The 23539-nt window shown below is 62.8% G+C and carries 27 protein-coding genes; 14 read left to right on the forward strand and 13 right to left on the reverse strand.

Going from position 1 to position 23539, the window contains the following annotated elements; translation table 11 throughout:
* Positions 1-52: 52 nt before the first annotated feature.
* The 5 genes from JN279_RS07765 to JN279_RS07785 form a co-directional block, all read right to left on the reverse strand.
* The gene (locus JN279_RS07765) at positions 53-379 is read right to left on the reverse strand and encodes a hypothetical protein (RefSeq protein WP_096450962.1); all 327 of its coding nucleotides are present in this window, start codon (positions 377-379) and stop codon (positions 53-55) included.
* 131 nt (positions 380-510) lie between these two features.
* Complete coding sequence (locus tag JN279_RS07770) at positions 511-687, reverse strand: hypothetical protein (RefSeq protein WP_096450960.1); 177 nt, start codon at positions 685-687, stop codon at positions 511-513.
* Between the two features lie 113 nt (positions 688-800).
* Positions 801-1835: a sensor histidine kinase gene (locus tag JN279_RS07775; protein ID WP_096450958.1), complete on the reverse strand. Its 1035-nt coding sequence runs from the start codon at positions 1833-1835 to the stop codon at positions 801-803.
* Between the two features lie 189 nt (positions 1836-2024).
* Positions 2025-2189, reverse strand: coding sequence for a DUF1328 domain-containing protein (locus JN279_RS07780; RefSeq protein ID WP_027031438.1), 165 nt, complete (start codon positions 2187-2189; stop codon positions 2025-2027).
* 206 nt (positions 2190-2395) lie between these two features.
* The gene (locus tag JN279_RS07785; RefSeq protein WP_096450956.1) at positions 2396-3190 is read right to left on the reverse strand and encodes a response regulator; all 795 of its coding nucleotides are present in this window, start codon (positions 3188-3190) and stop codon (positions 2396-2398) included.
* Positions 3191-3414: 224 nt separating this feature from the next.
* On the opposite strand from JN279_RS07785, the gene JN279_RS07790 reads away from it, so the two are divergent.
* Positions 3415-3618 carry a NepR family anti-sigma factor gene (locus tag JN279_RS07790; RefSeq protein ID WP_095201308.1) on the forward strand — a complete coding sequence of 68 codons (204 nt, stop codon included), beginning with the start codon at positions 3415-3417 and terminating at the stop codon, positions 3616-3618.
* Between the two features lie 3 nt (positions 3619-3621).
* Entirely contained in the window at positions 3622-4173 is a 552-nt protein-coding gene (locus JN279_RS07795) for a sigma-70 family RNA polymerase sigma factor (protein ID WP_096450954.1), read from the forward strand.
* A gap of 36 nt (positions 4174-4209) precedes the next feature.
* Here the strand turns inward: JN279_RS07795 and JN279_RS07800 are convergent, their stop codons facing one another.
* Positions 4210-4659: a response regulator gene (locus tag JN279_RS07800; RefSeq protein WP_096450952.1), complete on the reverse strand. Its 450-nt coding sequence runs from the start codon at positions 4657-4659 to the stop codon at positions 4210-4212.
* A gap of 80 nt (positions 4660-4739) precedes the next feature.
* On the opposite strand from JN279_RS07800, the gene JN279_RS07805 reads away from it, so the two are divergent.
* The 3 genes from JN279_RS07805 (at position 4740) to JN279_RS07815 (ending at position 6522) form a co-directional block, all read left to right on the forward strand.
* Complete coding sequence (locus JN279_RS07805; RefSeq protein WP_096450950.1) at positions 4740-5501, forward strand: Crp/Fnr family transcriptional regulator; 762 nt, start codon at positions 4740-4742, stop codon at positions 5499-5501.
* Between the two features lie 224 nt (positions 5502-5725).
* Positions 5726-6052, forward strand: a complete 327-nt coding sequence (locus JN279_RS07810) for a DUF883 family protein (protein ID WP_069090305.1) — start codon at positions 5726-5728, stop codon at positions 6050-6052.
* A gap of 11 nt (positions 6053-6063) precedes the next feature.
* Positions 6064-6522, forward strand: coding sequence for a hypothetical protein (locus tag JN279_RS07815; RefSeq protein ID WP_096450948.1), 459 nt, complete (start codon positions 6064-6066; stop codon positions 6520-6522).
* A gap of 26 nt (positions 6523-6548) precedes the next feature.
* On the opposite strand, the gene JN279_RS07820 is transcribed toward JN279_RS07815, so the two are convergent.
* Complete coding sequence (locus tag JN279_RS07820; RefSeq protein WP_202352429.1) at positions 6549-8081, reverse strand: sensor histidine kinase; 1533 nt, start codon at positions 8079-8081, stop codon at positions 6549-6551.
* Positions 8082-8236: 155 nt separating this feature from the next.
* Between JN279_RS07820 and JN279_RS07825 the strand changes: the two genes are divergently transcribed.
* The gene (locus JN279_RS07825; RefSeq protein WP_202352430.1) at positions 8237-8410 is read left to right on the forward strand and encodes a hypothetical protein; all 174 of its coding nucleotides are present in this window, start codon (positions 8237-8239) and stop codon (positions 8408-8410) included.
* A 29-nt stretch (positions 8411-8439) separates the two neighbouring features.
* On the opposite strand, the gene JN279_RS07830 is transcribed toward JN279_RS07825, so the two are convergent.
* Entirely contained in the window at positions 8440-9360 is a 921-nt protein-coding gene (locus JN279_RS07830) for a diacylglycerol/lipid kinase family protein (protein ID WP_096450944.1), read from the reverse strand.
* Between the two features lie 288 nt (positions 9361-9648).
* Between JN279_RS07830 and JN279_RS07835 the strand changes: the two genes are divergently transcribed.
* Positions 9649-10953, forward strand: coding sequence for a PRC-barrel domain-containing protein (locus tag JN279_RS07835; RefSeq protein WP_096450942.1), 1305 nt, complete (start codon positions 9649-9651; stop codon positions 10951-10953).
* A gap of 86 nt (positions 10954-11039) precedes the next feature.
* Here the strand turns inward: JN279_RS07835 and JN279_RS07840 are convergent, their stop codons facing one another.
* On the reverse strand, positions 11040-12605 hold the full coding sequence (locus JN279_RS07840; protein WP_202352431.1) for an alkaline phosphatase family protein: 1566 nt from the start codon (positions 12603-12605) through the stop codon (positions 11040-11042).
* Positions 12606-12831: 226 nt separating this feature from the next.
* Here JN279_RS07840 and JN279_RS07845 point away from each other — a divergent pair, with 226 nt between their 5' ends.
* The 4 genes from JN279_RS07845 to JN279_RS07860 all read left to right on the forward strand — a co-directional run bounded on the left by JN279_RS07845 (position 12832) and on the right by JN279_RS07860 (position 15897).
* Entirely contained in the window at positions 12832-13764 is a 933-nt protein-coding gene (locus JN279_RS07845; protein ID WP_096450938.1) for a VOC family protein, read from the forward strand.
* A 4-nt stretch (positions 13765-13768) separates the two neighbouring features.
* Positions 13769-14380 carry an alpha/beta hydrolase gene (locus JN279_RS07850; protein ID WP_096450936.1) on the forward strand — a complete coding sequence of 204 codons (612 nt, stop codon included), beginning with the start codon at positions 13769-13771 and terminating at the stop codon, positions 14378-14380.
* Positions 14381-14391: 11 nt separating this feature from the next.
* Positions 14392-14691 (forward strand): GNAT family N-acetyltransferase, encoded by a 300-nt coding sequence (locus tag JN279_RS07855; protein WP_095772167.1) that lies wholly within the window; start codon positions 14392-14394, stop codon positions 14689-14691.
* Positions 14692-14838: 147 nt separating this feature from the next.
* Positions 14839-15897, forward strand: coding sequence for a dipeptidase (locus tag JN279_RS07860; RefSeq protein WP_096450934.1), 1059 nt, complete (start codon positions 14839-14841; stop codon positions 15895-15897).
* Between the two features lie 10 nt (positions 15898-15907).
* On the opposite strand, the gene JN279_RS07865 is transcribed toward JN279_RS07860, so the two are convergent.
* The 4 genes from JN279_RS07865 to JN279_RS07880 are packed head-to-tail and all read right to left on the reverse strand — an operon-like array spanning position 15908 to position 20590.
* The gene (locus JN279_RS07865; RefSeq protein ID WP_096450932.1) at positions 15908-16153 is read right to left on the reverse strand and encodes a hypothetical protein; all 246 of its coding nucleotides are present in this window, start codon (positions 16151-16153) and stop codon (positions 15908-15910) included.
* A gap of 2 nt (positions 16154-16155) precedes the next feature.
* Positions 16156-17415, reverse strand: coding sequence for an aminomethyltransferase family protein (locus tag JN279_RS07870; protein ID WP_202352432.1), 1260 nt, complete (start codon positions 17413-17415; stop codon positions 16156-16158).
* A 3-nt stretch (positions 17416-17418) separates the two neighbouring features.
* On the reverse strand, positions 17419-18984 hold the full coding sequence (locus tag JN279_RS07875; RefSeq protein WP_202352433.1) for a phytoene desaturase family protein: 1566 nt from the start codon (positions 18982-18984) through the stop codon (positions 17419-17421).
* Entirely contained in the window at positions 18971-20590 is a 1620-nt protein-coding gene (locus JN279_RS07880; protein ID WP_202352434.1) for a phytoene desaturase family protein, read from the reverse strand. The genes JN279_RS07875 and JN279_RS07880 overlap by 14 nt, the downstream gene beginning before the upstream one ends.
* A 277-nt stretch (positions 20591-20867) precedes the next feature.
* Between JN279_RS07880 and JN279_RS07885 the strand changes: the two genes are divergently transcribed.
* Genes JN279_RS07885 through JN279_RS07895 form a run of 3 tightly spaced genes read left to right on the forward strand, consistent with a single transcriptional unit; the run spans position 20868 to position 23481 of the window.
* Entirely contained in the window at positions 20868-21656 is a 789-nt protein-coding gene (locus JN279_RS07885; protein ID WP_202352435.1) for a methyltransferase domain-containing protein, read from the forward strand.
* A 6-nt stretch (positions 21657-21662) separates the two neighbouring features.
* Complete coding sequence (betI, locus tag JN279_RS07890) at positions 21663-22349, forward strand: transcriptional regulator BetI (protein WP_202352436.1); 687 nt, start codon at positions 21663-21665, stop codon at positions 22347-22349.
* 49 nt (positions 22350-22398) lie between these two features.
* Positions 22399-23481 (forward strand): ABC transporter substrate-binding protein, encoded by a 1083-nt coding sequence (locus JN279_RS07895; protein WP_202352437.1) that lies wholly within the window; start codon positions 22399-22401, stop codon positions 23479-23481.
* Positions 23482-23539: the final 58 nt, after the last annotated feature.

The following is a 23539-nucleotide window of genomic DNA, read 5'->3' on the forward strand; positions in this document are numbered from 1 at the left end:
GGTAAGCTCCAACAGCCATTTAGCACGAAATGACGGCCTTTGCTGCTCGAATTTATTGTTGGCTAAGAGAGTCTTTTTCTGGGCGTACTGCGTTAGATGCCATGACCAGGCTGGAAATGGCAAGCGAAGCTTCGAGGCTGCCATCGGGACGCACATTCCAGACGATCTGATCATAGTCATCCTCGAGCGCGGGATCGACAGCGAGACATTTGGCGACAATATGCTGCGCCTGTCCCTGTACGTCGCCCAGGGCGAAGGGGCGTTCGGCGGTGCATGCGTCGGCAGTCTCGAAAACGCTGACTGGCACCTGCAGTTCGTGGCACTCCGTCATCGAATTGCTGCAACCGATGACCAGCAACAATGCAGCGATGTGTTCCATGGCGACATGTCCTCTCGCCACAATAACGGCCCAGATCGGCCAAAAGTTCCTGAGCGGTCGGGGTGGACACGCGAATACAGCCAGCGCTGCAAGGGGCTAAACAGCGGCACTGGTGCCAGCGGGCATTTCGGTCAGGTCAGCTGGAACAGCCCGATGAGGAGAATTGTCGCGGCCGCCGCCAGGACGACGCCCCAAAGCAAGGTGTGATGCGGCGGGGAAAGCGGGTCCGCGGATGCTTCGGGATCCTGAAATTCGCCCATCGAAACACGGGCGGCCTGTTCCAGTCTGTTCATGTCGGCGACTGTCAAGCATTCCTCCCCACACCGTGCCGCAACCCGGGGGTTGCAGCGGTATCTGGGTAAAACAGCATCGGCTCTTATGGTGAACAGCCGGTTAAGGATCGTTGCTTGCCGCGGGCCACTCACTGCGTCTCGAAATTGCTGTGCGGGACGACAAGGCGGTATTCAAGGCGGCCGTCCGCGATGTCGAGGCTCGCGGTTCCGCTGAGCGATGTAGGCACCACCCGCTCCAGCGCGACGCTGCCGAAACGCTTTTGATTTCCCCGGCCGCCATTGGCTCCTATGGTCTCGGCCCATGTCAGCGACAGGGCGACCTCGCCAGTGGCGGCGGTGTCGAGATTGGCGGTCACTTCGACGAATCCATCCGGCCGGGACAGGGCGCCGTAGCTGACCGAGTTGACGGCGAGCTCATGCATCGCCAGGCCGATATGCAGTGCGGCATTGGGATTGAGATAGGGATTGGCGCCCCGGAAGCGAAGGCCGTGCGACGTGTTCGTCCCGTAGCGGCCGACCTGGCTCGTCACCAGTTCATGAAGGGCCGCACCGCGCCAGTTCGAGGAGGTCACCAGATCCTGGGAGGAGGCCAGCGACTGCAGCCGACCGCGAAAACGCGTCAGGAAGTCGCCGATGCCATCGGAATAGCGACCGGTCTGGGTCGCGATGCTCTGGATGATCGCCAGGAGGTTCTTCGAGCGGTGGCTGACCTCGCGCAGCAGTGTTGTCAGTGTCTGTTCGCGCCGCTTCTGCTCGGTTGTCTCGACCATGGTGGTGACGACACCTTGCACGTCACCGGCGTCGCCCCGGTCGGCATCGACCCAAACCTGAAACCAGCGGACGCCGTTCTCGACCGGAACACTGATCTCGAGCCGCTCTGGATTGCCGGTCGCGACCACATCGCGCTTGGCGGCGCTGATGCGATCGGCCTGCGCCATCGGCAAAATGCCATTGCTGTCGGAATTGTCCGAAGCCCAGGGCGCGCGCATGTTGCGAGCCCATACGGTTTTCATCTCGCGATCCTGATAGAGAACGGAAATGCCGGCATTGTGCAGTGCGTGGAGAAGAGCCCGGCCAAGCTGCATGCCACTTTCTGCCGGATGCAGGGCGATGACTTCGTCGCTCCGTGCGCCTTCCGTTCTATCTGCAGTCCTGGAGCGCATCGGTCGATCTGTCCACCCAACTCAGGCTGAACGGCTCACTGTGGAATGGGTTCCCAAATGAAATTTCCGGGAAACCTGTCCCCTAAAACGGTCCGCCGGACGGTGCCTTTTGAAGGGCTCCGTCCGGCGGTGGCTGGAAACCGTTTGAGGGGTGCGGCTTCCAGTGTTCGCTCGGATAGGTGTTCGCCCTCACGCCCGTTTGAACAGGCCGGCCAGCAGCGAAATGACCAGGAAGGCGAGAAAGATGAAGAACAATATCTGCGCGATACCGGCAGATGTGCCGGCGATGCCGCCGAAACCAAGCGCGCCGGCTATGATCGCCACGACGAGAAATACGAGCGCCCAGTAAAGCATGGTTCATCTCCTTCCGAATGATGCAGGGAAAACGTGGGTGGATGTGGTTTGTTCCACCCTTTGCTGAAAAAGACGGCGCTTGCAAATGGTTCGCAGTGGAGCTCTCGAAATTCTCCGTTGATGGATCGGGTTGCGAAAAAGGCCGCCCGATGCATCGCATCGAACGGCCTTTGATGTCGGGTATTCCTGCCGGAAAAGAAGCGGTCCTATGCAGCGGCCTTCGCTTGGCGGTCGAAGAACAGCGCCTGGCTGATCAGCGCCTTGACCATGTCGGGATTGAACGGCTTGGTCACCAGGAAGGCCGGTTCGGGGCGCTCGCCGGTCAGCAGGCGCTCGGGGAAGGCGGTGATGAAGATCACCGGCACGGAGGTTGACGACAGGATCTCGTTGACCGCCTCGATGCCTGAACTGCCGTCGGCGAGCTGGATATCGGCGAGCACCATCTTCGGCCGTGTCTTGCCGAACATCGTCACCGCTTCGGCGTGCGTGCGCGCCGTTCCAACGACACGGTGGCCGAGGCTCTCGACCATCTCCTCTATGTCCATGGCGATCAGCGGTTCGTCCTCGATGATGAGCACGTCGGTCGCCACCTGGCGGGAAATTTCATTGCTTGCCTGGGCAAGCAGCTCGGAGAACTGCTCGTCGCCGACGTCGAGGATCTCGGCTGCCTCGTCCTCGCTGAAGCCTTCGACGGCAACCAGCAGGAAGGCCTGGCGCGGCAGGGGCGCGATCGCATTGAGATTGGCGGCGGCGCGCTGCTCCCATGCCGATTGGGCCTGCTCCTGTGGCACGCGGATGGCCACCGAGGTGAAGAGTTTGGCGAAAACCTTATAGAGCGCGATACGGTCGCTCGATGCCTCGGGGAAGATGTCGACGTCGGCGATGATGGCCTCAAGCATCGCAGCGACCAGCGCGTCGCCGCTCTCTTGCGATCCCGAGACGGCACGCGAGAAGCGGCGCAGGAACGGCAGGTGCGGTGCGATGGTGGCGGATAAACTCATGATAAGACGTCTCCCTCAGAATGACGTGATTGCACGGATTGCAGGTCAAGCTGATTGCAAGCCCCGCTAATACAACGCGGATTCTCCGAAAAAGTTCCGGCCGCTATGGAACAAATAGGCGGGAGCGGCGTTTTGGCGTTGGGATGGGCAACCAGACGAGGGTGCCGCTGGCCTTGTGTTGAGTTGAATATGAGCGGCCTGAGTGCTGGGAATATAAGGGCGAAATGAAGGACATGACGAAAGATATTTTGGCTGGCGCCGTGGGCAGGCGCCGGAACGGTGCCGGCGATCCGCTCGGGCCGAACTCCGAAATCGGTCGCAAACTCAAACAATATTATGACGAGCTGGTCTCCGACGATGTGCCGGATCGCTTTGCCCAGTTGCTCAGCCAGCTGGAACAGGCCGAACCCGCACAGAAAAAGGACTGAGGCATGGCAGCGGTCTCCCAAGGCTTCAAGACCGATCTGCTTGGGGCAATCCCGAGCTTGCGGGCCTTTGCCGTGTCGCTGACGCAGAATGCCGACAAGGCCGACGACCTCGTCCAGGAAACGCTGGTCAAGGCCTGGGACAAGCATGAGAGCTTCCAGCCCGGCACCAACCTCAAGGCATGGCTTTTCACCATCCTGCGCAATGAATTCTATTCGCAGATGCGCAAACGCGGCCGCGAGGTGCAGGACAGCGACGGCATCATGACGGCCAGGCTTGCCGTGCATCCGGCCCAGCACGGCCAACTCGACCTCAAGGATTTTCGTGGCGCTCTCGAGCAATTGCCGGAGGACCAGCGCGAGGCCATCATCCTCATCGGCGCATCGGGCTTCTCCTATGAGGAAGCCGCCGAAATCTGCGGTTGCGCGGTCGGAACGATCAAGAGCCGCGTCAGCAGGGCCCGCACGCGCCTGCAGGAAATCCTGAAGATTTCGGGCGAGGACGAATACGGTCCCGATGCGATCTCGGCTCAGGTTACGGGGACGGCGGGGCATTGACGTGAGGTCTAAAGAGCCGATGCGGCCGCATCGATCTCACCCGGGAGAGCCGCGTCCATAGGCCAGCGCCACCGCTTCGACGAGATCCTCGCCTGAGTACGGTTTGCTGACCAGCCTTACCCCCGGAAAGGATGCCTTGATCTCGTCCGCGTCCGAATAGCCGGAGGCAAACACGAAAGGGACGCCTGTCTCACGCAGACCGGCGGCGAATTCGAGCGTCGAGGTGCCGCCCAGCATCAGATCGACGATGGCCGCGTCGAATTGTGTTGCGACCTTTCGGCCATCGATCTCGGCAAGGTCGCGGGCGATCACCACCTCCTGGGCGCCATGGTCGCGGCAAAGCTGCTCGACATCCATGGCGATGAGGAATTCGTCCTCCAGGACAAGAATCCGCAATCCGTCAAGCAATGTGGGCACAGTTGAAGGCTCCTTGAAACGCCGGGAGTCATGATCGCTATTGCGAGTGTTGTCATTTAAAAAAGACATGCCTTCTACCCCGGAACTCCGATCCCGGCAAAACGTTTAAAGATGCCTGCTGACCGGCAGGCTTTCGAAGAGGGGTCGAAATGCCAGGGCAGAACGGGCGCGCTTTATCCAGCCGACAGTATCCCTGCGAGAATTGCCCGTTGCGGCCCTTGCCGGTCTTTCGGGAGTTCGAAAAACAGGAACTCGCCTTCATCAGTAAGTTCAAGACCGGGGAACTGGCGGTCGACAAGGGCGCCACGGTCCTCGTGGAAGGGAGCCACAGCGCCCATCTCTACACGGTGCTGTCCGGCTGGGCGTTCCGCTACAAGCTGTTGCCGGACGGCCGCCGACAAATCCTCAACTACCTCATGCCCGGCGATCTCATCGGCCTGCAAGGCAGTGTCATGGGGGAAATGCAGCATTCCGTCGAGGCCCTGTCGCCGATGCTGCTGTGCGTCTTCGAGCGCGACAATCTGCACGAACTCTACCGCAACCATCCCAGCCTCGGCTACGATATCACCTGGATCGCGTCACGCGAAGAACGCATGCTGGACGAGAACCTGCTCAGCGTCGGCCGCCGCAGCGCGATCGAACGCGCCGCCTATCTTATCGCCTTCATCGGCAGCCGTGCCAAAGTCGTCGGACTGAACGGCAAGCGATCCATTCAGATCCCGATCACGCAGCAGCACATCGCCGATACGCTTGGCCTGTCGCTGGTTCACACCAACAAGACGATCCGCAAACTGATGGATCGCAAGCTGATCCTCTGGCGCGATGGTGGTTGCGAGGTCGTCGATTCCGAAGGGCTCAAGCAGCTCGCCGGCTGGGAAGGGCTGGGCGAGGGGCGTCGCCCCTTGATCTGAAGACGCACCTCTCGCCATGGATTACCGATTGGTGCGCACGCGCATGTTTTCGGCTAGAGCAGGTCACTGTTTCACAGAAACAGCGAACTGCTCTATCTTTTTTGACGTAACTCCGGACGGAAAACCGTTTCACACTTTTCCTGGAGTTGCTCTAGTTTGTCCCGATGCCGGAACCTTGAGGCGCAAGGCGCGTTTGAAATCGAGCAATCACAAGGAGTTAAGCAATGGCAACCGCCGCAGGGAAGACCGCCAACGAGGCGCGGGCAAATTCGGACCTCGAAGCCGATATCCGTCAGTTGAAGGCCGATATCGACAAGCTCACCAAGCAGTTGGCCAAGACTGGTGAACATGGCTATGGCACCGCCCGCCGCGCGGCCACCGAGGGCGTTGAGCAGCTGCGCGCTCAGGGCGAGGCTGCGTTCGACAGCCTTCGCGGCAGCGCCAAGGACATCGAGGCGCAGTTGCTGGCAAATGTCCGCGAAAAGCCGGTGACGTCGCTGGCGATCGCCGCTGGCGTCGGCTTCCTCTTCGCGCTGCTCGCGCGTCGCTAGTTCCGCATCAGATGAGTCTGCTGGCATCCCTGCTCTCGGGTTTCGCCTCGGGTGAAACCGTGGCCGCCATACGTCGCGCGCGCATGGCGGCCATCGTCTATGCGATTGCCGCTCTGGCGGCATTTTGCGGCCTCGGCTTCCTGGTCGGGGCAGCTTATATCTGGGCCGCGGCCCGCTATGGATCGTTCGCGACAGCACTTGGTTTCGGTGTCGGCTTCCTGGTGATCGCAGGGCTCGTGCTGCTGATCCATCGCTTGATGTCCGGCGCCCGCGCCCGCCGCGAGGCAAGGCGGCGCAGCGCCGACATGAAGGCGATCGGCATCACGGCCGCACTCGCCGTGTTGCCGGCTTTGCTCAAGGGAAAAGGCGGTCTCGGCGTCATTCTAGGCCCGGCCGTGGCGCTCGCCGCCTATGCCATCTACCGCGAGAATGTGAAGCCCGACGATCCGGATGGCGGGGAGGGGAAGTAACACCGGCGCCCGGGATTATGGTCCCGTCACTTGGACAGATCTTCCAGCGGCATCGATATTTCGGCGAAGACGCCTTCCGGCCGGAATTCATGCGTCACTTCGCTTGAAATGACCTTGGCCAGGCTGCGGCGGATGAGGATCGAGCCGAAGCCGTGGCGCTGCGGCGGGGCAACTGCCGGTCCGCCGCTTTCGCGCCAGGTCAGCACCAGGCGCCGGTGGCCCTTCCTGCCTTGTGTCTTCCAGCCGACGTCGACCTTGCCCGATGCAATCGACAGCGATCCATATTGCAGCGCGTTGCTGGCCAGTTCGTGCAGGATAAGTCCCAGGCCGACGGCCTGATCGGGAGACAGCAAGAGGTCGGCGCCGGAGATGGTGATGCGCGGCTGGTCGGCGGTGTCAAAAGGCCTGATCTCGATCTGCACGAGTTCGCGGATGCCGATGCCGCGCCACTCGCGGTCGGACAAGAGATTGTGGGCGATGCCCAGCGCCTGAAGCCGGGCGCCGAAGGCCTCGAGGAATTCGCTCGGCTGGCGGGCATGACGCACGGTCTGCGTCGCCAGCGCCTGGACGGTCGCCAGCGTGTTCTTGACACGGTGGTTGAGTTCGCGCAGCAAAAGCCGTTGCCGCTCGTCGCCGAGCTTGCGTTCGGAGATGTCGTAGTTGACGCCGAAGATCAGCGTCGGCTTGCCATCGCCGTCGCGCTCGATGACGCGGCCGCGCGTCGCCACCCAGCGCGGCGGATGAAAGCCTTTCACCCGGTATTCGCCGAAATAGTCATCGCTGCCGGACAGGGCATCGCGAAAGCGGGTTTCGGTCTGGTAGACGTCGCGCGGATCGATGGCGGTCAGGATGTCGCGCGCCCGCAGACGGGTCGAGCGCGGCAGGTTGAACAGTTCCGACAGCCGGACATCGCATTCGATCATGTCGGTGCGGATATCCCACGCCCAGCTGGCAAGCGAGGCCGCGTCGAGCGCGATGGCGCGCCGCTTCTCCTCGCGCGCCAGGGCGGCCTCGGCGATGGCGCCGTTGCGGGTCGCGTCCTTCAAGGTGAACAGGCTGGCGGCGAGGCCGGCCAGCGTCTTCAACTGGTCGAGCTTGACCTGCGATGGAAAGGCGTGCGGCTTGCGGTCGAGCACGCACAGCGTGCCGATCCTGGCTCCTGCCACCACCATCGGCGCGCCGGCATAGAAGCGCACATGATGCTTGCCGGTGACCAGCGGGTTGGCTTTGAAGCGCGGGTCCGTCGTCGCGTCCGTCACCACCATGGGATCGTCGCCGGCGGCGATGGCATGGGCACAGAAGGAAATGTCGGTCGCGGTCTCGGTCTGGTCGAGACCAAAGCACGACTTGAACCATTGCCGCTCGAGATCGACCAGCGTGACCAGGGCGATCGGCGCCTGCATTACCGCCGCGGCAAGGCTGCTGACGCGGTCGAAATCCGGGTCGGCCGCCGTATCCAGAATATCGAGCCCATGCAGCACGGCCAGCCGGTCTTCGGCATTGACCGCAAGCGCTACCTCGGCCGGCAGGCTCGCCCCTATTTCCACCTTGCTGTTCACCCCAATCCCCAAATGCCCATGCCGGTCTTCGCCGTCTTGCCGATCCATCGGCCCACGACAAGGTGGCATTCCCGGAACCATCCTAGCGAGGAACCGTTACCCGACCGTGATTTGCCGAACGCGCCCACGGACGCGGAGCGAGACAAGGACCGGCCATGGCCAAGATCATTCCTCAGGACAAAGCGCGGCAGGGGCGGTGGGGCTGGCACGGCCTGCGCATCCTGATCGCCGCGCTGCTTCTCGCCTTTGCTGCCTGGGGCATCGCCGAAATCTACGGTGAGGCGACCAAGACACCAGCGACGCAGCAGGGAAGCGCGCCGAGCGGCTAGATCTTCGGCCGTCATCGTTCGAGATTGCATCAGGCGGCCTTTGCCTCGGCAATGCTGGTCGGCACCAGAACATTCAGCGCGCCGGGCCGGATTTCGATCGTCGTCTCACGCTCGAGCCTGACCAGTTCGCCATCCATGACGGCGCGGAACTTTCTGCTGCCGGAATGGATTTTCAGGACGGTGCGATCGGCCTGATGGATTTCGACATGTTCGTTGTCGCGCCATTTGCCGCGCGCCACATTGAAGAGGAATTTCACCAGCTCAGCGCGCTGCTGCGCCACCGTGACATAGATGCCGAGCACGCCACCCGATGGGTTGTCCGCATAAGGCAAATGGCCTTCACCGAACAGATTGTTGGTGACGCCGATGCCTGAGATGCGCGCCGTCATCTCAGCCTTGCCGATGGTGAGCGTGACGTTCATCGCTGGCGGATTCTTGATCGTCGCCCACGCCGCCTTGGCCGAAGCTCCGATCTTGCCCAGGCGCGAGCCGAATTCCATTCCTTGGCGCAACTGCACCATCTTGGCATGCATGCCGACCGAGAATTGATGAACGAAGGGCCGGCCGTTGGCGGTGGCCATGTCGACGGCGATGATCCCACCGTCAGCTAAGGATTTCAGCGCGGCATCGAGCGACTGCGGAATGCCGAGGCCACGCGCGAACAGGTTCATGGTGCCGGCCGGCAGGATGGCAAGCGCCTTTTTCTTGCCCATCAGCCTTGCGGCCGCCGCTGAAATGGTTCCGTCACCGCCAGCGGCCAGCACGACATCGACGGCACGGCGCGAAGCGGCACTGTCAAGACCTTCCACCACATCCTTGCCGGCAACCACATCAATGCTCAAGGAATGGCCTGCGGCTTCCAGCGTCTGACGCATCCTGTCGGAGAAGGCGGCGAGGTCGGTGGTGCGCAAGGTGCCGCCATCCCGGTTCAGCACCGCAGCAAATTTCATGCCCCGCTCCGTTATGTCAGTCACAAACGAGCCGGGACGAACCCAGCCGCAGGCTGAAACGTGCCGATGCGGGAAAGGTTCCGTTGGCAAACGGTGCAATTCAACGCGGGTTCACCAGCCGCCGTCGCAACTGCTGCGTGTTTTTCCAACGCGAAATCCACGCCAGTTTTGTCGGAACAACGGCATGGTCACGACGTTGTGAACCCGTAGAGATGCCGCGCCCGGTCTTCCCAGCGACGGTTCAATCGGGCGCGGCGTGCATGAAATCACGCACCAGGAGAGACTATCATGATACGCACCCTTTTAGCCACGACCGCACTCGCAACGCTGATCGCGACGGGCGCCTTTGCGCAGACCGCGACGACCCCGGCTCCCGCCGACGCTCCTGCCGTTCAGGCGCCTGCCGCAGTCGCTCCAGTGCCACGCGCCGAAGGCAGCATCGTCACCAACATCATCGGCGAATCCGTCTATAACGGTACCGGCGATGATGCTGAGAACATCGGCAAGGTCAGCGATGTCGTCTTCGACAAGGACGGCATGGCGAAATCCGTCGTCATTGGCGTCGGTGGCTTTCTGGGCGTCGGGGCGAAGAATGTCGCCTTCGACTACGACAAGCTGCAGTGGGCCGAGAAGAACGGCGACCGCTGGCTGGTTGCCCAGACCACGAAGGACGAACTGACGGCGCATCCGGAATTCGACAGCAAGACCTATGGACCCGCGCCGGCACCCGCCGCTTCGACGGATGCGGCAGCGCCCACGGCGCCTTCGGCCACGGATACCGCACAAGCTCCTGCCGCCGCTCCGGCCGAGCCGGTGAAGCGTGCTGATGGCAACCTTGCCACCAACATCATTGGCGAGACCGTCTACAACGGTACCGGCGATGACGCGCAGAACATCGGCAGCGTCAACGACATCGTGCTGAGCAAAGAGGGCAAGGCGGAATCCCTGGTCATCGGCGTCGGTGGTTTCCTCGGCCTCGGCGCCAAGAATGTCACCTATGACTTCAACAAGGCGCAGTGGGCCGAGAAGAACGGCGACCGCTGGCTGGTAGCCCAGACCACCAAGGAAGAGCTGCAGGCGCAGCCGGATTTCAACCGCAAGGCCTATGATCCGCTGCCGGCAACGACGGCTTCAAATGAGCCGGCTCCGGCCGCTCCTGCTGTCGCACCGGCGGATAAGACAGCCGAGGCCCCTGCTGCTACGACCCCCGATGCCACCGCTCCCGACCAGACACAGACCGCGGCCATCGACAAGTCGACGCTGACCGAGATGCCAGTCGGTGAGATCAGGGGTGACGATCTGAAGGGCGCGACTGTCTATGGCGCCAATGACGCCAAGGTCGGGGAGATCGGCGATGTCGTGCTGACGCCCGACAAGAAGACCGATGCGGTGATCGTCAATGTCGGCGGCTTCCTCGGCATCGGCGAGAAGGAAGTGGCGGTCGGCCTGGATAATCTCAAATTCATGACCGACAAGAACGGCAAGAAATATCTCTACACCACCTTCACGAAGGAACAGCTCGAGGCGCAGCCTGCCTATGACAAGGGCAGCTATGCCGAGAAGCGCGATCAGCAGCGGATGATTGTGAAGTAGGGCAGTAGGGCAGTAGGGCAGTAGGGCAGTAGGGCAGTAGGGTGCGGCGTCGGTGCCGATGTATCCAAACATACTGCCTTACTGCCCTATTCCCGTGCTGCCTTGCTCACATGTCCCGCCACGCCATTTTCCGTCAGCTCCGCCAGCGCCAGCGACTGGTCGAGATGTTCGGCCCGCCAGGCGAGAAGCCGCTCGGCGAATTCCAGACGGGTGGACAGATGCGCGGGGCTGGTGGCGAGGTTGGTCAGTTCGCCAGGGTCGGTCTCGACGTTGAAAAGCAAGGGTGGCAAGCCGCCGCCAAAATGCACGTATTTGAATTTCTTGGTGCGGATGACAGCCAGGTTGCACTGGCGCGAGGCAATGCCGAAATGCGTTTCGGCTTCGCCATCCGCGATCGAGCGGAAGTCGAACTCCCAATGCGCGGCGTCACGCCAGATGGCGGGGGTTCCACCGCTCAGGAACGGTTTGAGTGACCATCCGTCGAGATGCGGTTCGGGCGCCTCGCCAAGCAGGTCTATAAGCGTGGGGAAGATGTCTACCGCCTCGGTGAAGCGATCGACCGTGCTGCCAGCCGCCTTGCCATGTCGCGGGTCGCGAATGATCAGCGGGATGTGGTAGCTGCCGTCGAAGTAGCCGCCCTTGCCCAGCATGAAATGGTCGCCCATCATCTCGGCATGGTCCGAGGTGAGAACAATGATGGTGTCATCCCATGAACCCAAAGCCTTGAGCGCCTGCCATATCAAGCCAAGCTGTGCGTCGACCTCCGAGATCATGCCGTAATAAATCGCCCGGATGCGGCGGAAATCATCCTCGCTCCAGTCGTGCACTTTGCCCGCGGCGCCAGGGCGGAACTTCGCGCGTTTCTGCCGGCTGAGATCATAGGCGAGATAGGGATGGCTTTGCGCTTCAGCCCGCCAGCTCTCCGCGCGGTGAAAAGCCGGGCCGTCGGCCGGATCGTATTGTGTGTTGTAGGGTTCCGGCACGATGAAGGGTGGATGTGGGCTGATGAAGGAGAGATGCGCGAACCAGGGCGTGGCCTGCTCCTGCTCGCCAAGCCAGCGGCGGAACTCACCGACAAGGAAAGCCGCCGGCGTATGGTCTTTCGAATAGATTGGCGGCGCCTCGGTCACTGCGTCGGCGTCGTTTTCCTCATCGACGGGACGGTGGATGTCCGGAAATCCGGCGCTGGCATCGATGCCTTGCAGCTTCAGCCAGGACAGCCACTGCTTCTGGTGCTCGGGCAGCAGCTGGCGCGCCGTGAATCCCGGCAGCACGCCTTCATAGCTTTTCAGCCTTGGATCACGGGGCGCCAGCAGGCGCGGATCGAGCGACACGTCGGTATAGCCGAACAGCGTCGGATCGTAGCCTATGCTGCGCGCGTGCTGGGCGATGTTGCCATGACGGGCGTCGAGCGGCGTGCCGTTCCGGCAGACGCGGTTGTTCATCTGATAGAGGCCGGTGTAGAGGCAGGCGCGCGCCGGCGAACAGGGCGCGGCGCCGCCATAGTGGCGCTTGAACAGCACGCCCTCGGCGGCCAGCGCGTCGGCGTTCGGCGTCTTCACCGCGGGATGGCCGGCAGCCGACAGGCAATCACCGCGCCACTGATCGCAAGTGATCAGGAGAACATTCGGGCGCCGGGCTTTTCCTGTCACTCGTGGTACCTTTCGCTGCATGGTCGAACGCAACTCATGGAACCGATTTCCGGCAAGGGCGCAAGACCGCCCGTATTAGTCGATTGGTGAACAAATCTCTTTTGATTGTTCACTTTTACAGCACAGTCCATTCTGTGTTTGCCGCCTTTGCCGCAGTCGGTCGTGTCCTCATATTGGCGTGGACAGCGGCAAGGGCCGCACGAAACACCAAGGGAAGGAGCAAGACATGCTCGACCAGATCAAGGGCCTGCATCACGTCACCTCGATGGCCAAGGATGCGCGCCAGAACAATGATTTCTTCACCCACAAGCTCGGCCTGCGCCGGGTCAAAAAGACAGTCAATTTCGACGCGCCGGACGTCTACCACCTCTATTATGGCGACGAGGCCGGCACGCCCGGTTCGGTGATGACCTATTTTCCGTTTCCCAACATCGGCAAGGGCCGTCACGGGGTCGGCGAAGTCGGCACCACGGTCTACTCCGTGCCGGAAGGCACACTCGCCTATTGGGAAAAGCGCTTCGCCGACGAAGGCGTGAGCGGCGTTTCCCGCGAGGAGAGTTTTGGTGAGAAGCGGCTCAGCTTTGCCGGCCCGGACGGCGACGGTTTCGCGCTCGTCGAGGACAAGGCCGATAGCCGCGCGCCCTGGGCGAAAGGCGGTGTTCCGGCCGACGAAGCGATCCGTGGCTTTCACTCGGTTTCGCTCAGGCTGAAGGACGGCGGCGCCACTGAGGAACTGTTGAAATTCATGGGCTACGAGGAAGTCGACAAATCAGGCAATGTCCGGCGGCTCGCCGTGAAGAACGGCAATGGCGCCGATGTCGTCGACATCGAATCGCTGCCGACCGCGGCCTTCGCCGATCTCGGCGCCGGCTCGGTGCATCACGTCGCCTTCGCCGTCGAGAACCGCGCCAAGCAGCTCGAAGTGCGCAAGGCGCTGATGGATACGGGCTATGGGGTGACGCCGGTGATCGACCGCGATTATTTCTGGGCGATCTATTTCCGCACGCCGGGCGGCGTTCTGTTCGAAGTCGCCACCAACGAGCCGGGTTTCGACAGGGATGAGGACACCGCGCATCTGGGAGAAGCGCTGAAGCTGCCGACGCAGCACCAGCATTTGCGGCCCTATCTCGAACAGCATCTGCAGAAGCTGGAAGGCTAAGGCCATGAGCAAGGACGCTTACATCCACAAAGTGCTGCCCGGTTCGCCGGGCGGCCCCATGCTTTTCGTCTTTCACGGCACCGGCGGTGACGAGAGCCAGCTTCTGTCGCCGGGGCGCGATCTCGTGCCCCAGGCCACCATCATCTCGCCGCGCGGCGATGTGTCCGAATATGGCGCGGCGCGCTTCTTTCGCCGCACCGGCGAGGGTGTCTACGACATGGACGACCTGGCGCGGGGGACGAGCAAGATGGCTGAATTCGTCAAGGCACATGTCGAAGCGGCGAAACCCTCGGCGGTGCTTGGCCTCGGCTATTCCAACGGCGCCAACATACTGGCGTCCGTGGTGTTCGCCGAGCCCGGGCTGTTTGACGCTACGGTGCTGATGCATCCGCTGATCCCGTTCGAACCGCAGGTAAACGGCAGCCTCGCCGGTCGCCACATGCTGCTAACCGCCGGCAAGCGCGATCCGATCTGCCCGCCGAACCTGACGACGCGGCTCGAGGCCTATTTGCGTGCAGACGGTGCCGATGTCACAGTGGAATGGCACGAAGGCGGGCACGAGGTGCGGCCAAATGAAATCGAAGGAGCCCGGCGGCTTTTCGCCGGGGTCGCCTAGGGAGTTTAGACATGCCCGACCAACTGCCTGAAATCGAACTGGAAGACCGCGGCTCGAAAGGGCGCTATGTACTGCGCGGACCTGGTGGCGCCGAGGCCGAGATGACCTTCACCAAGATCGGCGAACACCAGATCATCATCGACCACACCGAAGTGCCGGATGCGTTTCGCGGCCAGGGTGCCGGGCTTCGGCTCGTCACCCGTGCTGTGGAGGATGCCCGCGCGGCAGGCAAGAAGATCATCCCACTTTGCCCGTTCGCCAACGCCCAGTTCCGCCGCCACGCGGAATGGGCTGACGTGCTGAAGCAGTAGGAAGCGCAGGCCCCTCATCGATAGGCTGCAGCGGGGGGATAAAGGGGCAGTCCCCGCTGCCGGCTGGCTTTGTCATTTGCCGCGACCGGATATCTTGCCTAGATATGATATCTCGCCGTGCCGACAAACGAACCGAATGATCCCCTGATGACCGAAACCGACCTCGTCCCCGTCTTCGACGGCCACAATGATACGCTGCTCAGGCTGTATCAGTCGAAGGACAGGGACGTCGAAAAGCTGTTCGTCGAAGGCCAGTCGGGCGGTCATATCGACGTGCCGCGCGCCAAGGCGGGCGGCTTCGCCGGCGGCATGTTCGCCATCTTCCCACCGCCCGTCGAGAAGGCCAGGCGCAGCGCCGTGCCCTTGGCGCCGAGCGACAGCGAGCCACTGCCGCCGGAGGTGCCGCGCGCCGATGCGCTCAACTCGACGATCGCCATGGCCTCGATCCTGTTTCGGCTGGAACGGGCCGGGGCGCTTGCCGTCTGCCGCACTGCCGGCGATGTGCGCAACGCCATGGCCAAAGGCACGATCGCCGCGGTGTTCCACATCGAAGGCGTCGAGGCGATCGATCCTGAACTCACCATGCTCGACGTGCTGCATGCCGCCGGCCTGCGCTCGCTCGGCATCGTCTGGAGCCGGCCGAACGCCTTCGGCAACGGCGTGCCGTTCCGCTTTCCATCCTCGCCGGACACCGGCCCAGGGCTGACCGATGCCGGCAAGGCGCTGGTCAAGGCGTGCAACGAACTGAAGATCATGATCGATCTTTCGCATCTCAACGAGAAGGGTTTTCGCGATGTCGCCGGTCTCAGCGACGCGCCGCTGGTCGCCACCCACTCCAACGTGCATGCGCTCTGCACCCATTCGCGCAATCTCACCGACTGGCAACTCGGCGCCATACGCGAGTCCGGCGGCATGGTGGGGCTGAACTTCGCCACCGGCTTCCTGCGCGAGGACGGCCGCATGAATGCCGACACCAGCCTCGACATCATGGTGCGCCATGTCGATTCCCTGCTGCAGGCGCTGGGCGAGGACGGCGTCGGTCTCGGTTCGGATTTCGACGGCGCGATGATCCCGGCCGTCATCGGCGACGTCGCCGGCCTGCCGAAACTGATCGATGCGCTGGCCGCGCGTGGTTTCGGCCAGGCGCTGATCGAGAAGATCGCTTACCGCAATTGGTTGAGCATGCTCGAAAGAACCATTGGATAACGCGCAGGCGCTACTCGAAACCCATCCTTTTCAGCCAGTCCTTGCCGACGCCGCGGTCGCGGATGATCGGCAGCGGGTTCTCTGAATCGAGCCGTGCACAGATGCGGTAGACTTCGAGTGTCTCGGCACTCATCTCGTCGCGCTTGTAGAAGAACATGGCGGCGGCATAGCGCGTGCGGCCGGACCATTTCTCGCCGAGCGGCGTGTTGACCAGCTCCCACTGCTCGGCGACCTCCAGCTGCGCTTCGTCGGCCATGGTCAGAAATCCGCCGGCGGATTGGCGGTGCGGCGGTCGAGTTTGATGAAGGGCCGCGCCACCACCTTGGCCCGCTTCATCAGCTTCTGGTACTGCAGCTCGCGCATGGCGTAGATCTCCACCCAGAGGTCTTCCACGACAGTATCACCATAGGGCCGCGCCAGCGAGGCGATGGCGATGTTGCGCTTGGCCATTGGCGACCACATGGCGGCGCTGACCAGGCCGATCTCCTGGCTTTTCTTGTAGTAGACGATGGCGTGTTCGGCCGGGATGTTGCCTTCGATCTCCAGCCCAACCAGCACTTGGCGCAGCTTGCGTTTGGCACGCGCTTCGAGGATGGCGCGGCGGCCGTTGAAATGGCCTTTTTCCGGATCGACCATGAAACCGAGGCCGATCTCGTCGGGCCTGCGCAAGCGGTCGGTGCGGATGGCATGTTCGGCGGTGGTGAAGTCGGCATTGGCGACGATCAGCCCGGCCTCGAGCCGGGCACGATTGAGTGCGGTGTAGCCGATGGCGCGGATGCCGCGCAGCTCGCCCGCCGTCATCAGCCGGTCCCACAGGCTCAGCGCCTTGTCGGCCGGCACGAAGAGTTCATAGCCGAGGTCGCCGGTGAAGCCGGTGCGCGAGATGGTGACAGTGCCGCCATCATGGGCGAACTCGCCTAGGTCGAAGATCTTGAGATTGTCGACGCCGGCGAAGCCGGCATCGCGCAGCACGGCGAAGGAGGTTGGCCCTTGCAAGGCGAGCCCTGCGACGGCCTCGGTTTCTTCCTCGACCGTCACATCGAATCCGATGGCACTGTCGAGCAGCCACGGCAGATGCCGTTCCTGTGAGCACAGCCGAAAGCGTATCGGTGAGAGCCTGAACAGCGTGCCGTCGTCGAGGACAAAACCTTCGTCGTCGCACCACGCCGTGTAATGGACGCGGCCGGGCCTGAGCTTGGTGACATCGCGCAGCGTGACACGATCGAGGAAGGCCTCGGCATCCGGCCCCTCGATCCGGTATTTGGTCATCGGTGAGATGTCGAACAAAGCCGCTTGGCTGCGAATGGCGAAATATTCCAGCTCCTCGTCCCACAGCGAATGCGGCGCGCGGTAGCCGGCCCAATTGTACCAATCCTGGGTTTTGGCCAGCGCGTCGAGACGCGGCTGGAACGGCGTGCCGAGGCGCAGCGTGCGGAAATGTGATTGCGCGGCGATGCGAGTGGAAACGGCCACATCGGGCGTCTTTGCAGCGGGCTTCTTCCTGGTTGCCTGGGTCATGGCTTACCCCTTCATCGCAATGATGCGTCGCGCGGCGTTCAAGCCGGGCGCGCCGGAGACACCGCCGCCGGGATGCGAGCCGGCGCCGGCCATGAACAGGCCTTCGAGCGGCGTGTCGTAGCCCGACCAGCCGGAGACGGGCCGCGAGATCAGCATCTGGTCGGCCTGCAATTCTCCATGGTGCCAGTGGCCGCCGGGCATGCGGTAGCGCGTCTCGATATCGGCCGGCGTCAGAAGCTCGGCATGGACGACGCTCTTGCCGATGCCGGGCGCATAGGCCTCGAGCTGGGCCATGATCGCCTTGAGGAATTCAGGCCTGCCTGCATCCCAGCCCTGCTTCAGCGCATAGGGCGCATATTGCACCACGGCCGAAAGCACGCAGGCGCCGTCGGGTGCAAGCGTCGGATCGGCAAGGCTGGGCAGTGTGATCTCCATCACCGGCTCGGGTGAGAATTCGCCATACTTGCATGGGTTGAAGGCACGCTCGACATGATCGGGCGAGGGCGCGATGACAAGCCGACCCTTGTGAGCGGTGGCATCGGCACCGGTGAATTGCGGCGGCCGGTCGAGCGCCAGATGAAGCTTGGCGGCATCGCCCTTCATGCGGATGTTTTTCACCTTGCGCAGGAAGCCGGTGTCGATCTCGCGCGGGCCGACGAGTTCGAGAAAGGTGGTCGCCGGATTGATGGCCGAGACAACAGTTCTGGTGCGCAGCTCCTCGCCCGTGTCGAGTGCGACGCCGACGGCGCGGCCTTTCTCGACGATGATTTTTGCTGCGGTAACCGATGTGCGGATGGTGACGCCGGCCTTTTCCGCCGCGGCGCGGACGGCGGCGACGACGGCGCCCATGCCGCCCTTCGGCAGCATTTGAGCGCCAGATGCTCCGCCGGTCTCGCCAGCCAGGCGATAGTAGAGACCCAGCAGCGAGGTCGGTGAGCGCGGGCCGAGATGGCTGCCGAGCGTCGCGTCGAAAGCGAGCAGGCCCTTCAGCCTGATATCTTCAAGCTGTTCGTCGAGCAGGTCGGCGACGTTCATCAACAGCACGCGCAGGAAGTCGCGCATGTCTTCCTTGCCGAGCTTCTTCAGCGCCAGCGCGGTCTGGCCGAGGGCTGCGGTCTCCAGCAGCGACATGCCGGCGAGATCGGGCGCCCGGCGGGAGAGGAAGGGCTTCAGGATGCCGGCATAGCGCAGCAATTGCGCACGCAATTCCTTCCAGGCCGACTGTTCCGAAGAGCTGGCGCCGGTCAGAACCTCGCCATAGGCACCATGCAGCATAAGTGAGGGGCCGTCTTTCGACAGCGCTACCGAAGGCAGGAAGTCGGCGCGGGCAAATTGCAGCCCATGCTTCTCCAGGTCCAGCGTCTTCACCACATCGGGAAGCAGGCGGTTCAGCAGATGAGCGACCGACGAGACGCGAAAACCCGGGGCGAATTCCTCGGTGCGCGCGGCGCCGCCAACTTCGCTGCCCGCTTCCAGCACCAGCACCTTGCGGCCGGCTTTGGCCAGCGTGGCGGCAGCGACGAGGCCGTTGTGGCCGCCGCCGACGACGATTGCATCAAATGACGTCATGGGCAGGGCTCATGTGCGAGGTGGATTTGGCGAGATCGCGCAGGATCTCGGCGGCGGCATTGCGGCCGGGCGCACCCATGACACCGCCGCCGGGGTGGGTCGAGGAACCGCACATATAGAGCCCGCCGACCGGCGAGCGGTACTGCGCATAGCCCGGCACCGGACGGTTGAACAGCAACTGGTCGAAGGTCAGCTCGCCCTGGAAAATATTGCCCTCGGTCAGGCCGACCTCGGCCTCGATCTCGCGCGGTGTGCGAACTTCCATATGGACGATGCGGTCGCGGAAGCCCGGCGAGTACTCGGCGATTTGCGTAATCACGCTTTCGGCGAAACCGTCGCGGTCGGCATCGGTCCATTCGCGGCCATTCACCTTGGGCGGCGCGTATTGCACGAAGCAACTCATGAAGTGCTTGCCGGGCGGCGCCATGGTCGGGTCGAGCGTGGTCGGGATGACCATGTCGAGGAAAGGATCGGCCGACCAGCGCCCGGCCTTCCAGTCATCATAGGCGCGTTCCATGCGCTCCATCGAATCGGTGAAATGCATGTCGCCGCGATAGACCGGCGAGTCCTTCGGCAGTGCCGGGAATTCCGGCAGCGAATCGAGCGCGATGTTGACCTTGCCGGAGGAGCCGCGGATCTTGAAGTTCTTCACCCGGCGCAGGAAAATGTCGGGCAGTTCCTTTTCCTCGACCAGCTTCAGGAAGGTGCGTTTGACGTCGGCGTTGGAGACGACGAGTTTGCCGCAGATCTCCTCGCCGCCGGCCAACACCACGCCTTTGGCCTTGCCTCTGGTCACCAGCACATGGTCGACCTCGGCCCCGGTGCGGATGGTGCCGCCCGAGGCTTTGAACGACGCGGCCAGCGCCTTGGTGACCGCGCCCATGCCGCCGCGTGCATAGCCCCATGCGCCGACCGAGCCGTCGACCTCGCCCATATAGTGGTGCAGCAGCACGTAAGCCGTACCGGGCGACATCGGTCCGAGCGCGGTGCCGATGATGCCGGACAAAGCGAAGTTGGCCTTGATGACATCGGTCTCGAAATACTCGTCGAGGAATTCCGAGATCGACATGGTCCAGAAGCGCAATGTCAGTGCCATTTCTTCCGCCGACAGGCCGGCGAATTTCTTGCCGAGATAGAGAAGCTCGCCAAGGTCGCGCGGCTTGAGGCTGGTCGGGTCGGGCGCGGTGCGCATCAACAGCGGCTGGATGAAGCGGCACTGCCGCGTCACGTCGCGGGCGTAGCGGTCATAGGCTTCGGCATCGCGCCTGGAGAAGCGGGCGAATTCGCGCCGGTGCGCATCATGGTCGCGGTAGTTGGCGAGATAGTCGCCGTCGCGAGTGAACACCGCGCCGCCCTCATAGGAAATGACCTGCAGGCCAAAGCGCGGCAGTTCGAGGTCGCGCATGATTTCCGGGCGGAACAGCGAGCAGACATAGGAGCAGTTGGAGTAGAGGAAACCCGGTGTCAGCTCGCGGCTGGTGGCGGCGCCCCCGACCCAGTCGTTCTTCTCAACTACCAGCACGTCGAGCCCGGCGCGCTGCAGATAGCAGGCATTGACCAGGCCGTTATGTCCGCCGCCGATGATGATCGCGTCCCAAGCTTTCATTGTGGCCCAGTCTCTTTGTTTCCAAGCAATTCCCAAGGGAAAGCGCTGTGCGATTTCCCGGGAAAACCGCTCACACTTTTCCTGGAATTGCTCTGTGCGACCCGCTGTTCATCTTTGCGTGATCTGTTCCCGAATGTGGGGAATTTGGCACGGTGTCGGCCATTCTGTCCAGACATTCTGAATGAATGTTCAACAAATGATGTTGCGTTTTCCCCGACATGCGCTAGGCTTTGCCAGCGTTCGAACTGAGCATTCGTCGATTGGGGATCGAGGGCTGATGATCGAAACAGCAGATGCCGAGTATGACGATACCGCCATCCGCTTCCTCGAGGCGCTGTGGGGCGAGGGCTATCTGTCGCCGGGCGGACCCGAAGAGGTCGACCGGGTGGTCGAAGGGCTTTCGCTGAGGGGCAAGACGGTCCTCGATATCGGCTGTGGGGCCGGCGGCATCACCCTGCATCTGGTCGAGCGCCATGGCGCCGCCCACGCCACCGGCTTCGATGTCGAGCAGCCGGTGATCGAGGCAGCCAGACGACGGGCTGGTGCGCACGGGCTCTCGGACCGTGCTGACTTCATCCAGGCGCCTCCCGGACGGCTGCCCTTCGCCGATCGCTCCTTCGATGTCGTCTTTTCCAAGGACGCGCTGCTGCATGTGCCCGACAAGGACGCCTTGTTCGCCGAAATCTTCCGCGTGCTGAAACCGGGCGGCGTCTTTGCCGCTTCCAACTGGATGATTTCGCATGACGGCGAACCGTCACCGGAGATGAAGGCGTATGTCGCCGCGGAAGGACTGTCCTTCGCCATGGCCTCACCGGCGCGCTATGCGCAGGCGATGCGTAACGCCGGCTTCGCCGACATCACCGTGCGCGACCGTAATTCCTGGTACCGCGAGGTAGCGCGCGGCGAACTGGCGCGGCTCAAGGGACCGCTCTACGCCCGAGCCGCCGCCGCGGTCGGCGCGGCCTATGTCGACAAGAATATCAAGACCTGGGAGGCCATGCAGAAGGTGCTTGACAGTGGCGAGCACCGTCCCACTCATCTGCGCGGTTGGAGGCCGGTTGGATAGCCGGCAATGCTGGAGACCGTCACACCCATGAAGATTTCCGAGGCCAGGGACATTCCCGCCGAAACGGCGCAAAAGGGCGATGCCGAAAAGCGCGGCCGCAAGGCTTCGAAGGAGGTCCGTCAGCTGCAGCTGATCGAGGCGACGATCGATTCCCTGGCCAAGCGCGGCTATGCCGAGACGACGATGGCCGATGTCGCCGATGGCGCGGGCCTGTCGCGTGGCATCGTCAACTTCCATTTCGAGAGCAAGGAAAAGCTGCTGATCGCGACGCTGCAGCACATGTATGACGAGTATTCGGCGCATTGGCGCGCCTCCCTGCAGAAGGCAGGCGACGATCCGGCGCGGCAGCTGCAGCAACTGGTGTGGGCCGATTTCGACCGCTCGATCTGCAACAAGCGCAAGCTCGCCGCCTGGCTGGCCTTTTGGGGCGAGGCCAAGTCGCGGCCGACCTATCAGGCGCTGAGCAGTTCGCGCGACAACTATTACCAACAGGTCTTCATCGATCTCTGCACGGAGCTCAAGCAGAGCGGCGCGTATGGTTATGAGCCGCAGGTGATGGCGCTGGCGCTGTCTGCCATGCTGGAGGGGCTGTGGCTGCGGCTGATGATGGGCACCGAGGACACAACGCGCGAAACAGCCTTGCAGGCGGCCAATGCTTTTTTGGCCTCGGCCTTCCCCAAGCATTACGGTTAGCAACAGCCGGCCGCCAAGACCGGCAAGACCAAAAAGAGGATGGAACAGCATGAAGAACCTTAGCCGACGCCTGACATTGACATTGGCGCTGGGCGGCGCGCTTGCGGCTTCGGCGGCAGCGTTCGCCGTCGCTGCCGACAAGGACCTGATCGTGTTCGACTGGTCCGGCTATGAAGCCCCCAGCTTCCACCCGAAATATGTCGAGAAAAACGGCGATTCGCCGACCTTCGCCTTCTTCGGCGACGAGGACGAGGCGTTCGAGAAGGTGCGCTCCGGCTTCAAGGCCGATCTTGGCCATCCCTGCTCGCAGAGCGTGACGAAGTGGCGCGAAGCAGGCCTCTTGCAACCGCTCGACACCTCGAAGATCACGGGCTGGAAAGATCTCAATCCCGGCATCATGGCGATGAAAAATCTCGCCACGACCGATGACGGCAAGGCGTGGTTCATGCCGTGGGACTGGGGCAACACGCAGCTCACCTACAATTCCTCCAAGATCGACGCCAAGGACGTGCAGTCGCTGAGGGTATTCGCCGATCCGAAGTTCAAGGGCCGGGTGTCGATCGGCGACAATGTCGACGATGCCTATGCGCTGGCGAGCCTGGCCATCGGCTTGAGGGACTGGACCAAGATGACGGACGACCAGTTCAAGCAGGCCTCCGACTTCCTGCGCCAGGTGCACAAGAACGTCCGCTCCTACTGGACCGACACCACCGACATCGTGCAGCTGCTGAGCGGTGGCGAGGTCGATCTCGCCTGGGCCTGGAACGATGCGACGGTGCAGTCGGTCGCCGCCGGCGTGCCGATCAAATCCGTAAAGGATACCAGTGAAGGCATCTCGACCTGGGTCTGCGGCTATGTGCTGTTCAAGGACGCGCCCGGCAACATCGACAAGGCCTATGATTATCTGAACGCCGTCAACGATCCGGAGACCGCCAAGGTGCTGGTCAAGGACTGGGGCTATGGCCAGGCCAACGCCAAGGGCATGGCCGGCGTCGATCAGGCGATCCTGAAGGAGAAGGGCTATGACGACGTTCAGAAATTCGTCGACAAGACGCTGTTCCAGTCGCCGCTGCCGTCCGACCTCAAGCTGAAGATGATCGCCGAATTCGAGAAGATCAAAGCCGGGTATTGAGCTCGCTCCACGGTCCGTCCGCTGCCGCCTCGGTGCAGCGGACGACCCTCGCCAAAGC

The organism is Mesorhizobium sp. 113-1-2 (genome assembly GCF_016756475.1).
Classification (GTDB): Bacteria; Pseudomonadota; Alphaproteobacteria; order Rhizobiales; family Rhizobiaceae; genus Mesorhizobium; species Mesorhizobium loti_C.